Source organism: Paenibacillus dendritiformis (assembly GCF_945605565.1).
Classification (GTDB): domain Bacteria; phylum Bacillota; class Bacilli; order Paenibacillales; family Paenibacillaceae; genus Paenibacillus_B; species Paenibacillus_B dendritiformis_A.
This window is the reverse complement of the sequence record NZ_OX216966.1, coordinates 122,598-134,787: the sequence shown is the minus strand read 5'-3', so window position 1 is coordinate 134,787 and position 12,190 is coordinate 122,598. Positions and strand designations below refer to the sequence as shown.

Here is a 12,190-nt window from a genome sequence, read left to right as displayed (position 1 = left end):
ACATGAATCAGACGATGATAGCGGCTGCAGTCTCGATGAATGGCCTTCAGCGGAAGCTGGACATCATCGCGGACAATGTGGCGAACTTGAATACGAAGGGCTACAAACGCAAGACGGCATCCTTCGCCGACGTGCTGACGAACGTGCAGCAGCATAATGATGACTTCCGTCAGCCTGGGCGGGTCACTCCGATGGGATATACGCTCGGCTACGGTTCCATGCTGACCGGGCTGAGCCGCGACATGAGCCAAGGCTCGCTGCAGCATACCGGGGTCAGCACCGATGTGGCCTTGCAGGGGAACGCTTTATTCGAAGTGGGGACCCCAACCGGCACGGCATGGATGCGCGAAGGTTCTTTCCATTATATAATAGATGGGGATGAACGGATTCTTACTTCCGCTGAAGGTCATCCCGTCATGAGCACGAACGATACGGAGATTCGCATTCCGGCAGGCTATGAGATGAAGATCGATGAGGCCGGCCGGGTGTTCGGCGTGAAGACAGGCGAACCGGACGAGGAGCTCGGACAGATTAAGGTTGTCCGGCCATTGAAGCCGGAGCTGCTCGTGCAGACGGAGAATAATCTGTATGTGCTACCGCAGGGAGCCGACCGGAACACGATCGTGGAGACCTTGAATCTGACCGGGGATCGTTCGGATCCGAATGCGCCTCACGTCTATGTGATGCAGGGCATGCTGGAAGAATCGAACGTGTCGATGGCGGACGAGATGGCGGAATTGATTCAGGCGCAGCGGGCCTATCAGTTGGCTTCGCGGGCATTGATGTCGGGTGATGCGATGTGGGGGCTGGCCAATAGTCTGCGTGCGTAATGAAGCAGGTGAATAGCAATGAGTGACGAGAAGAGGCTGCCGGATTTCGAGCCGGATCAGCAGGATATCTCGCTGCAGCGCATTGCGCGCAGACGGGGAGAGGAGACGGTTCCGGGGGATCCAAGGAATGCGGATGCACCGAGGCCGGCTCAGCATAGCGGAGCGGCGGAGCGGACGACCGCACGCAAGCCGCAGCGCCGTAATGATACAGAGAGAACAGAGGGACAATCCAACGGAACGGCGAAAAAGAAGTCGCGCAGTTCGGTCAAATGGTTGGTCCGTCTGGTTATTGTTCCGCTGACGTGCGTTTTGACGCTGATTGCAGGGTTGATTACCGGATACGTCGTCGTAGGTAAGGGCACGGTGGCGGAAGCGCTCAATTTTGATACGTGGAGACACCTGTTTCAACTGGTGTTTGCCTGATTTTGGCCCCGCCTTGGCGGGGTTTTTTATGTCTTTTTCTCTCCAGCGCCGGAATCCGGCGCCGATTGGGCCCGTTCTGAGCTTGAGCTTGTGCGGTTTTCATTTTAATAGCAGGCATGTATAATGAGTTGGAGGAACTGTAATATGGGGGGAACTGGGGGTCTTACGTTTGAATTTGCCTAATGCGCTGACCATGGTTCGATTTGTTCTTATCCCCGTCTTTTTGACTTTGTTCTTCTTCGGTGAGCGGTTCGCCGCGTTCGGAATCTGGCTGTTGGCGGGAGTGACGGATATCCTGGACGGGTATTTGGCCCGCAAGCATAATATGGTGACTTCGGTAGGGATGATGCTTGATCCGTTGGCAGACAAGCTGATGATGTTGACGGTCATGCTGTCATTGCTATGGGCCGGCGATCTGTCGATTGCCGCGGCGCTGGCGATGCTGGTGCGCGATGCGGGGATGATTGCGGGAGCGGCGTTGATGCATTTTAAGGGCAAGCGGACGGTTCCTGCCAATTGGATGGGCAAGCTGACGACGGTATTGTATTATATCGCCATTTTGTTCATCTATTTTCAATGGCCGCAAGCGCATGCCATCTTATGGGGCGTCATCCTGTTCTCCTTCGTCACGACCTTCATGTATCTGGTGCTCGTCGTCCGCGTGAACCGAAAGAGCGAAGCATAACGGCGGTGAGCCCATGCCTCGCGAGACAGAAAAGGCAGCGAATAAACTGTAACCATTTAGAGAGAAGCCGGATATCGGCCAAAAGCGGTCTTGTCCTGCAGAAGATAAGAGCGTGTTCACAGCCATGAGAATACAAAGAGCCTCCCGTCACAGCGCCTCGCCGCTGGGGAAGCTCTCTATCTTAACCTTCACGCCTGCAGTCATTGAAGGATGATGTTAGTGTAGACGAGGAGGAACGCTTTTATTCATGCGAGTCCTGAATTTATCGAAAGGAGCATGCGCACATGCTGAATATTGAACAAATTCAAGAAATTATCCCTCACCGCTATCCATTTCTTCTGGTGGATCGGATTGTGGAGCTGGAAGAAGGCAAACGCGCGGTAGGCATCAAAAATGTCACGATGAACGAGCCGCATTTCGCCGGACATTTTCCGGGTTATCCGGTCATGCCTGGCGTATTGATTGTGGAAGCGTTGGCTCAGGTCGGGGCCGTCGCGATTTTGAAGCTGGAGCAGAACCAAGGAAAGCTGGCCTTCTTCGCCGGCATCGATCATTTCCGGTTCCGCGGGCAGGTTGTGCCTGGGGATACGCTGACGCTGTCGGTCGAGATTACCCGTCTCAAAGGAAGCGTCGGCAAAGGGCAAGCCGTAGCCAAGGTTGGCGACCAAGTTGTCGCGGAAGGCGAATTGATGTTCGCTCTGGCGGACCGCACGTAAAGAAAGGTACGGAATCGGAAAATTCATGCAATGATTCGGCATGGTTCGGTTATTCTATACGATAAGCGATCCGTGATCGAATCATTATGTCTTGTTCCTGTCGAACGAGGTCATATGCTCTCGGGTGATGGCGGGCTTATTCGACATGGAGCATCCGTGCCGGTATTGGATTAAGGAGGGAACTTCGTGCTTCAACAGTTGGAAAGATGGAACCGCCGCATGAAAAAGTGGCTGTGGCTGCTTGTCATCGTCGGATTGGTGGCTGCCATACCGGTTGCTGTCCAGCGGGTTCAGACGGAGCAATCGTCGAATCAAGTAGAATTGGTCGTGAATTATCGTAACCTGGTGGAGGTTGCCGCATACGCGCCTCATCCGGCGAATTATATGAATGAACAGCTCGATCGGTTGAAGGAAGCCGGCGTCGTATCGATGGCCATGTTCGAGAGCTCGTTGGCCGAGCTTCGCAATGCCAACCGCGTCCTGCTGTATAGTTCTCAGGATGCGGCTTTGCTTGATCAGAAGACGCCGCCTCTCAATGAAAATTATACATATGTGCTCTTCACGAGTCCGGAGTATGCGGAGCGGTTGTCCCCGATGATCGAGAAAACGTTCCTCGGTCTTGATATTAATGTGCGTTTGTGGAGCGGGAAGAACGGCCTCATTATCGAGGCGCCTGTAGAGAGCGCGTCCATGAAGCCGCTGCCGCAGGATCCGATTGCGGTCGAGCAGCTGCTCGCCAAGGGCTTCCACATCGTGCCGCGGCTGTCCGACGCGCTCCCGTACAATCAGGAGCAGGTGGAAGCGCTGCTGAAGAGCTACCACGATATCGGCGTGAAGACGATTATTTTCGACGGCGAGTCGGTCAAGGGCTTCAATGATGATCTGGAAATGAATAGCTTGACTGCATTTGCCGATTTGTTGAAAAAATATGATATCGCGATTGCCGCCATTGAAGGCTTGAAAGTGGATCAAAAAGGAATGAACAGGCTGGCCTATTTGACGGACTATAATGCCATCCGCCTGCACTCCATTACCGATCAGGAAGCGTTCAATGAGCCGGATGTGCTGGGTGACCGCTTGTCTCTCGCGACCAAGGACCGGAATATTCGGATGATTTATTTCAATATCGGGGTGAAGAAAGACTTCACCAAAGCGGAAATCGTCAATTCGATTGATAATATGCTTCACAGCTTGAAGGAACCGGGCCATGCCATTGCCTCGATTGAAGCCAATGGATATACGTTAGGGCAGGCGGAAGCGTTCCATGTCGTCGATGCGCCATGGCAGCGCTATGCGAAGCTGCTGGTCGTCATCGGCGGAGTCGCGATGATCGCGCTTATGATCTCGTTCTTCGTTCCTTACGTGATGCTGCCGGCCTTCCTTATCGGCTTGATCGGCAGCGCAGGCTTGTTCGTATTGAAGCCGAATCTGCTGGAGCAGGCGCTCGCTCTGGGCGTCGCCATCAGCGCGCCGACGATCGCGATGGTGCTGGCTGTCCGCCGGGTCGATATGAGTCCTACGGTTACCGCAGGGGGAGCCCGGTTGGCCAAAGCGCTCGGATTGTTCCTTCGTACGACGGTATTGTCGCTGATGGCGGTTCCGTTCGTAATTGCGCTGTTGAATAATATTACGTACAGCCTGGTGCTGGAGCAGTTCCGCGGCGTCAGCCTGCTTCATTTCGTGCCGATTGTGTTGACCGCGCTGTATGTGTTCCTGTATCGCGGCGAATCGGTGTTCAAGGAAGGCAAGCGTTGGCTGTTCACTCCGATTACGGTATTGTGGGTCCTCGCTTTGGGCGTCGTTGGCGCAGTCGGGCTGTTCTACCTGTCCCGCACCGGCAATGCCGGGACGCTGCTTCCGGGGGAAGCGACCTTCCGGGCGCTGCTGGAAAATACGATTGGCGTCCGTCCGCGTAATAAGGAGTTCCTGATGGCCCATCCGCTGCTGATTGCGGGCGCCTTCATTGCTTACCGTTATCGCTTCGGCGTCTATCTGTTCATTATCGGATCGATTGGCCAACTGTCCATGGTGGATACGTTCGCCCATATCCATACCCCGGTCATTATTTCGCTCATTCGCACGGTATTGGGCATCGGGCTTGGCATCGTGGTTGCCCTTATCTTCGTGCTGATATGGAATATCATTGAAAGGTGTTGGGAGGCATGGCGGCCGAAGTTCGAAGCATAGCGCTGTCCGGCTATTACGGATTCGGCAACAGCGGAGACGAGGCCGTGCTGCTCTCGATTCTGACCGCGCTGGAGCGGGCGGGCCAGGAGGAAGGCCTCCGGATTCAGCCAATCGTGCTGTCCGGCGATCCGGTGACGACCTCTAGGCTGTACGGGGTGCAAGCCGCTCATCGGATGAAGCCGGGCGAGCTGCTCGGCGCAATTCGCGAATGCGACGGTCTCATCAGCGGTGGCGGCAGTCTGCTGCAGGATGCGACAAGCTGGAAGACGATCCCTTATTATTTGGCGGTATTGAAGCTGGCGCAGTGGTTCCGCAAGCCGACCTTTATTTACGCGCAGGGGGTGGGGCCGGTCGGAAGACAGGCCTTCTACCCTTATATCCGCCGCGTGTTCAACAAATCGGCCTATCTCTCCGTCCGCGATGCGGAGTCGGCGGAATTGCTGGCCCGCATGGGCTTGGGCCGGGAACGCATCGATGTCGTTCCCGATCCGGTCATGGGGCTGGAGCTTCCGCAAGGCCGGGGTGCCATGAAGGAGAACGGACCACATGCCGAAGGGGACGGGCAGGGCTTCGATATGGCTGGCCGCCCGATTGTCGGGGTATCGCTTCGCTTCTGGAAGGACGATCGTTCGGATATGCGGGCGATTGCGGAGCTGCTGAAGCAGGCGGCTCGCAAGCGTCCTGTGCATCTGCGCATGCTCCCGTTCCACGGGGAGGCCGATACGGAAGCGTCGCAGTATGTCATGGACCTGCTGCGAGAAGAGGTTCCGGTCTGGACCGGGGATGCAGATTCCGCCCAAGGGGATGAGGCAGAGGCGGGCGGCTCGGTGATGAGCCTGTGCCCGGCCCGGGAGCATCCGCAGGCAATGCTGTACGAGGTCAGCCGCTGCCGTGCGCTCGTTGGCATGCGCCTGCATTCGCTTATCTATGCCGCTTCCCAGGACGTTCCGATGGCCGGCATATCCTACGATCCGAAGATCGACCAGTTCCTCCACCGGCTTGGCATGACGGCAGCCGGTTCGACGGACAGCCTCGACAGCGAAGCTGCGGCTGATGAATTGGTGAAGCTGCTGGATGGTGCCGACAGCTGGCGGGAGGCCCATCGGAACGCGATTGAAGCGTTGAAGCGCGAAGCGATGACTCCTGCGCAGAACATCGTCCGCAAGCTGCTCGAGAAGAAATAAAGTGGGTGATGCATGATGGGCCAAATGGACAGTCTGGTGAAAATACCTACCGTTTCAATATATGGAATCCGCTTTTCCAAGCTAAATATGCAGGATACGGTTGCCTATCTGGAGAATGTAATCGAAAGCGGGCATTCGATCCAACTGATTACAGCCAATCCGATCATGGTGATGGAGGCATTGGAGAATGCTAAGTTCATGAGTGTCATGAAGCAGGCCGATCTCATCATTCCGGATGGGACAGGCATCGTGTGGGCCGCGAACTATGTAGGCGAACCAGTCGCGGAGCGGGTCACGGGCTTCGACTTGCTGCATGAGCTGATGAAGGCAGGCGAGGTTCGCCGCTGGAAGGTCTTTCTCCTCGGCGCGGCGCCCGACGTGGTTCACGCTGCAGCGGAACGGTTGCGCCAGCAATATCCGCTAGTAGAGATCGTCGGCGTGCGTGACGGCTTCTTCGGCGAAGCGGAGGATGAGGCGGTCGTTCAGTCCATTCGCGAGGCTGCCCCGGATATTCTGTTCGTCGCCAGGGGCCTCGATACGCAGGAGCCGTGGATTGCGAAGCATCGCCATGAGCTGCAGGTTCCGTTGATGATGGGAGTCGGGGGAAGCTTCGATGTCATCTCCGGCAGAAGCAAGCGCGCCCCGGTATGGATGCAGCGGCTGCGGCTGGAATGGCTGTACCGCCTGCTTCGGGAGCCGAAGCGCTTCGGCCGGATGCTGGCGTTGCCGAGGTTCGCTTGGAAAGTGATGCGCGATAAAGATAAGGTGACAAAAGTGCAATGAAATGGAGCCTATGCTTATGATTTCGTAAGAATGCTCCATAATCTGCTGTTGGTGTTTCCCTTATGAACGGAGTATAATTCAATCCGGTACCATAAATGGGGGTTGGAACAACCGATGATAACCGTATATGTAGTAGGTGGGCTGGTTGCTTTGCTGCTGGCCACCGGTTTGACGCCGCTAGTGAAGAAGTTCGCGATAAAAGTCGGTGCAGTCGACGTGCCCAATGCACGTAAAGTGCACACCCGCATTATGCCGCGTATGGGCGGCTTAGGGATTTTTGCCGCTTTTGTTATCACGTTATGTTTATTGGCATTATTTGTTCCTGATATATTGTTCGGACGCCGCGATTCCAGCTTAATATGGGCGTTGCTCTCTGGTGGCGCCATTATCGTGCTGACGGGCGCGCTGGATGACCGCTTTGAATTGTCGGCCAAGGTGAAGCTGGTCGGCCAGATCATCGCCGCTTGCGTCGTCGTGTTCGGCTTCGATCTGACGGTCGACTTCGTCAATGTGCCTTTCGGCGACCAATACTGGAATATTGAATCCTGGATTGCCATTCCGCTGACGATCTTCTGGATCGTGGGCGTGACGAACGCCATTAACCTGATTGACGGGCTGGACGGCTTGGCCGCTGGGGTATCTGCGATTTCCATCGCCACGATTCTCGTCATGGCGGTCTTCATGGGCAATCCGATGGTTATCTTATTGTGCGCCGTGCTGCTTGGCAGCATTATCGGGTTTTTGTTCTTCAACTTTCACCCGGCGAAAATATTTATGGGGGATACCGGATCGCTGTTCCTCGGGTTCAGCCTGGCGGTATTGTCCTTGTTAGGCTTTAAGCAGATTGCCATCGTATCGTTTATTACGCCGCTCTTGATTATTGGTGTTCCTTTGTCGGATACGTTCTTCGCGATTGTGCGCAGAGCGGTCCAGAAGAAGCCGATTTTTGCGCCTGACAAGGGGCATTTGCATCACTGCTTGCGCGAGTTGGGCTTCAGCCACCGCAAGACGGTGCTTGTCATCTATGCCATTGCCACTTTTTTCGGCGTACTGGCCATCATTCAGTCGGTGGCGGCCTCGCATGATGCGAACTGGGTGACGTTTGTCGTCATCTGCATTCTGATTGTATCGCTTCAGCTCGGCGCCGAGGTCATCGGCATCGTCAGCAAGACGAAGCGGCCGCTGTTGAATATGATTCACCGTATGCGCGTGAAGGCCAATGCGGATTCGCGGTCGAAATAATTGTATGTGATAAAACCAAGCTTGCTCCGGTTGCGGAGCAAGTTTTTTTTTGTGCCTTTTTTGCAGATGGCATCAGGACTCTATTTTCGTCAAGAATTTAACTCGATTTTGGACATTGTCTAAAAAATATGCGATGCCGAACCGATAAAAAGGGGTATGTAGCGTTTGGAATCAATACAGTCATATGGAGGCGATATAATGCGTGCTTGGCTTAAACCATTGTACATGCTGCTTGTCATTGCGCTGATATCCATGTCGATTCCGCTGGATATCGCCAAGGCGGCAGATCAAGATGGTGCCAGATATTTTCACTTTGACAATTTGAGTACAGCCAAAGAACATCCGACCCAGGTCAATACCGAAACGATCGAAGTGAAGGGTACCTTCAACGGAGTGTCCTCGAGTTCGATCGGCTACCGGGTTGATTTGGAAGTAAACGGGAAGATTGAGCACACGACATACGGAACCGATGTGAAGCCGATTATTACCGGCAACTCGTTTATTTTCCGTGCGGTTCCGCTCAAGACCGGCTTGAATATCGTAACGGTCACCGGTCTGGGGCCGAACGGGAACACCGTAGAGGCGAGTGCCTTTGTTGAGTTCAGCAATGCGCCCGCTATCTCGGATATTAAGCTGTCCGATGGCAGAATTCTCGAGTCCGGCGTACCGCTGATTGTGAAAGGCGACACCGCGTCCGTGTCTCTCAAGGCGCCGAACGCAACGACCGTGACGCTCAATGGGCGTCAAATGTTCAATGGCGGCGCGGGCATGTTCGTATCCTCCGGGGTAGCCCTTCAACCTGGCTTGAACGAGCTCGTCATCGTGGCCACGAACGGCAACCTGACGTATACGATTACGCGCCATGTTATCTCGTTCAATGGCGTACTTACCGGCTATGACACCTTCATCGGCGCCAGCGCAATTGACGCGACGGCGAACCACTATGTGTCCTCTCCGGTAAGCGGCACGGTTAAAGGAAAGTTCATCGTGCCGAAGTCGCAGCAGAATAACACGCCTGCGCCGCCTACCGTTGATGTGGTCATCACGAAGGAAAGTGACGGCTCCGAGATTTTCAATGAGACCGGCATCACGAACGTGACGAAGAAGGAAGAAGGCTCGACTTATATCATTTATGAGTATGAGACAACGGCTTCAGCTTCTCCGTCTTCAACCGGGAAGTATAAATTGAACTTGAAGGTCGCCTTCGACGGCAAAACGAATGTCTTCTATAATCATTTCACGGTCAGAGACGCGAATGCGGCTGAGATCCTGGGCGTGAAGCAGTTGTTCAATCCGCAGGAGAGCGGAAGCTCGGTATCGTTCGGCGCGGAGGCGACGTTCGCGCAGAACAGCACCGTCTTCGAGCTGCCGCTTTATCTGAAGCTGGACGTGAATAATTTTTCAGGTCAGTCGATTGCGGTTACCGATTGGCAAAACGGCAAGCAGGTCGGGAGCACCGAGTTCCAAAGCAATTCGAGCTTGAGAACGGTCAACGGCGAACCGGTGATCCGGATCGATGCGATGCCGGCCGGGGATCAAACGCTGAAAATCGAGGTCGGCGGGGAAGTCTTTGAGGTTAAGCTGAATTATTCGCCCGGCCCATATATTAAGTTGACGAACGTCCATGACGGCAAGACTTTCGATATGGCCAATGGGCTGCCTGATATTCAAGGACAGCTTATCAATTTCAATCTGCATAACCAAGATGAATTGAAAAAGCTTACCATCACTTTTAATGGCAAAAAAGAGGATCTTACAAACGTAGACGCTACGGGAAAATTCATTCACTCCCTGGATCAATTGGTTCCAGGACCCAACAAGATCACGTTCGACGGGGTAGCGAACGGGGTTCCGATCAGCTATACGATTACCGTTTTCTTCTTTTCGAAGGATGTACCGGCGATTGTGAAGATGTATCCGGTCCCGGTGGCTCAGGATCCGACCAATCCGAACAAGGAAGATACGGAGCAGAAATTTAAGCTGATTAAAGATTATGAGTATGTCACGAAGGAGCGTTCGACTGACGTATGGATGGAAATCCAGAACGCGGACTCGATGAATGTGTATATTGATGGCAAGCTGATTACGACGTTGAACGAGGGCGACTTCGCTAACGGCAGTCCGAATACGAATCCGGCGATTCTGTTCAAGGAACAGAATACGACGACAGGGTCCCACTTGTTCTTGCTGCACAGCCTGGAGTTCCCGACATCCGGCAAGAAGAACGTGACCGTCGAAGTGCGTAAAGGGGTTACGACAGCCCGTCAGACACTGGAGATTACGCGCGAACAGAATACGTTCGAGATCCTGTCTCCAAAGCTGCCGGATGAGAGTGTCGTGAACCAGAACTTCTTAATGGTAAGTATTCGTGCGGAAGGCGCGGATAAAGTGCTTATCGGCAAGCAGGAGCTGGTGAAGGGCGAGCAGGATATTTTCCGGGGCGAGATTACGCTCAAAAAGGGTCTGAATAAGATCAAATTTACCGTTATGCAGGGCAAGCAGAAGATTAACGGCACCTTCGAAGTCAACTATGCGGATGCCGCGCTGCCGGGCGCACAGTATAAGACGACGATCGGCAAGAACGGCAAGCTGTCCACCTTCGGCGGCAATCTGGTTGTGCAGCTGCCGAAAGGCACGATGCTGCGCGACATGAATCCGCGTCCGGGCCAGACGCCGAAGGAAATCCAGCTGTTCGACAAGCAGAATCTGTTGTTCGGCATCGCCGATCCGGATGACGGGCGGACGATTACGCGCGAGAACCAGGTTGGCGTGCGCAAGCCGGTAACCGGCGGAAGCGATGAATTCCTGGACGGCCAACTCCGGCGGATCGATCCGGATGAATTTGCGCGCAGCGTGCTGCTGCCTAAAGCGCATTTCGGACTCGGTTCCAGTCTTTATTGGATTGACGCGGGATATTTCAGCGCAGAAGACAGCGTTCTGAATCAGGATTATAAGCTGGTCAGCCCGTCGCATCCTTATGATGAGGCGAAGAAGTTCTACGAACGCGGCGATCGGATGTGGCTGGAGCCGACCCAACGCGGCACGATTACGATTAAGTATGATCCGAATATCGTGAACGAGCATGCGCGCAATGTCGGCGTATGGCGTTGGAACAACACGAACAAGTCTTGGGAAAATCTCGGCGGCAAGCTGGATACGAAGAAAAAGACCATTACGGCGCCGTTCGACGGCTTCGGTTACTATGGCGTCTTCGCGGTCCGCTACAGCTATGACGATATTATTTCGCATAAATATGCCCGCAAGAGCCTGGAGCTGATGATGTCCCGCGGCTTCATGAAGGCGAAGAACCTGAATGAGTTCGGGGTATATGACAATATTACGCGCGGCGAAATGGCAACGATGCTCGTTAAGATGCTGAATATTCCGCTGGATTACGATCCGGACAACTTGACCTTCGATGATGTGGTCAACTATGAGGTTCCGGACCTGCTGTGGGATTACCGCTACATTGAGACGGCTGCCCGCAAAGGGATCGTCCGCGGTCTCGCTCCGCGTCTGTTCATGCCGAACGGCGAGCTGACGCGTCAAGAAGCAGCTGTGATGATTTCACGGGCTTTGAACCTGAAGATTGGCGATCCGGATAAGGATATTGCCAAATTGCAGAAGACATTTACCGATGCGAATCTGATCGATCACTACAGCATAAGCCCTATTCTCGCCGTGACGAAGGCCGGCATTATCAACGGCATTCCGAACCAGACGGAGGAAGGCCAGAAGAAGCCGACGTACCGCTTTGATCCGAAGTCGAACCTCACGAGAGCTGACGCGGCGGTCATGGGAGAACGCATTTTGGGCAAGGTGAAATAAGCAGATGATGTTTGACCCGTTCCCGCAACGGGTAATGAAGAGAAGAGCCGAACTGCGCTTCGGCTCTTCTTCATCTGCAATTGTCCCCAGTTCTGTGAGAGGCTGTGCGAAATTGTTGTTCATGGGTGAACTTACACTCGTTGGTAAACATTAGCCCGTGACGAATGAAATGATTCGCGCTATACTGTCACTTGTGACAACGAATGGTTCTTGCTTACATAACTTCGTACATACAGGTACTCGGCGGATTGTGGGGCAGAGCCATGCTCTATGCATGGCAGACAAGCAGTATTTTTGAAGACTTCATGAAGC

The 12,190-nt window shown here is 54.2% G+C and carries 9 protein-coding genes; all 9 read left to right on the top strand.

Going from position 1 to position 12,190, the window contains the following annotated elements; genetic code table 11:
* Positions 1–2: 2 nt before the first annotated feature.
* Entirely contained in the window at positions 3–830 is an 828-nt protein-coding gene (locus tag NNL35_RS00515; RefSeq protein WP_006674817.1) for a flagellar hook-basal body protein, read from the top strand.
* Positions 831–848: 18 nt separating this feature from the next.
* A complete protein-coding gene (locus tag NNL35_RS00510; protein ID WP_006674816.1) occupies positions 849–1,253 on the top strand; it encodes a DNA-directed RNA polymerase subunit beta in 405 nt (134 codons plus the stop codon).
* Positions 1,254–1,422: 169 nt separating this feature from the next.
* Complete coding sequence (locus tag NNL35_RS00505) at positions 1,423–1,938, top strand: CDP-alcohol phosphatidyltransferase family protein (RefSeq protein WP_006674815.1); 516 nt, start codon at positions 1,423–1,425, stop codon at positions 1,936–1,938.
* Between the two features lie 284 nt (positions 1,939–2,222).
* Positions 2,223–2,654 carry a 3-hydroxyacyl-ACP dehydratase FabZ gene (fabZ, locus tag NNL35_RS00500; protein WP_006674814.1) on the top strand — a complete coding sequence of 144 codons (432 nt, stop codon included), beginning with the start codon at positions 2,223–2,225 and terminating at the stop codon, positions 2,652–2,654.
* A 186-nt stretch (positions 2,655–2,840) separates the two neighbouring features.
* Complete coding sequence (locus NNL35_RS00495; protein WP_254552828.1) at positions 2,841–4,841, top strand: DUF5693 family protein; 2,001 nt, start codon at positions 2,841–2,843, stop codon at positions 4,839–4,841.
* Positions 4,817–6,025 (top strand): polysaccharide pyruvyl transferase CsaB, encoded by a 1,209-nt coding sequence (csaB, locus tag NNL35_RS00490; protein ID WP_006674812.1) that lies wholly within the window; start codon positions 4,817–4,819, stop codon positions 6,023–6,025. The genes NNL35_RS00495 and csaB overlap by 25 nt, the downstream gene beginning before the upstream one ends.
* A gap of 15 nt (positions 6,026–6,040) precedes the next feature.
* Positions 6,041–6,808: a WecB/TagA/CpsF family glycosyltransferase gene (locus NNL35_RS00485; protein ID WP_006674811.1), complete on the top strand. Its 768-nt coding sequence runs from the start codon at positions 6,041–6,043 to the stop codon at positions 6,806–6,808.
* Positions 6,809–6,922: 114 nt separating this feature from the next.
* A complete protein-coding gene (locus NNL35_RS00480) occupies positions 6,923–8,050 on the top strand; it encodes a glycosyltransferase family 4 protein (protein WP_040729597.1) in 1,128 nt (375 codons plus the stop codon).
* A 198-nt stretch (positions 8,051–8,248) separates the two neighbouring features.
* A complete protein-coding gene (locus tag NNL35_RS00475; RefSeq protein ID WP_006674809.1) occupies positions 8,249–11,878 on the top strand; it encodes an S-layer homology domain-containing protein in 3,630 nt (1,209 codons plus the stop codon).
* Positions 11,879–12,190: the final 312 nt, after the last annotated feature.

What these genes read in the sequence shown, in the direction of transcription:
- NNL35_RS00515 (WP_006674817.1), top strand. Translation starts at nt 3, where the DNA reads ATGAATCAGACGATGATAGCGGCTGCAGTCTCGATGAATGGCCTTCAG.
- NNL35_RS00510 (WP_006674816.1), top strand. Translation starts at nt 849, where the DNA reads ATGAGTGACGAGAAGAGGCTGCCGGATTTCGAGCCGGATCAGCAGGAT.
- fabZ (WP_006674814.1), top strand. Translation starts at nt 2,223, where the DNA reads ATGCTGAATATTGAACAAATTCAAGAAATTATCCCTCACCGCTATCCA.
- csaB (WP_006674812.1), top strand. Translation starts at nt 4,817, where the DNA reads ATGGCGGCCGAAGTTCGAAGCATAGCGCTGTCCGGCTATTACGGATTC.
- NNL35_RS00485 (WP_006674811.1), top strand. Translation starts at nt 6,041, where the DNA reads ATGGGCCAAATGGACAGTCTGGTGAAAATACCTACCGTTTCAATATAT.
- NNL35_RS00480 (WP_040729597.1), top strand. Translation starts at nt 6,923, where the DNA reads ATGATAACCGTATATGTAGTAGGTGGGCTGGTTGCTTTGCTGCTGGCC.
- NNL35_RS00475 (WP_006674809.1), top strand. Translation starts at nt 8,249, where the DNA reads ATGCGTGCTTGGCTTAAACCATTGTACATGCTGCTTGTCATTGCGCTG.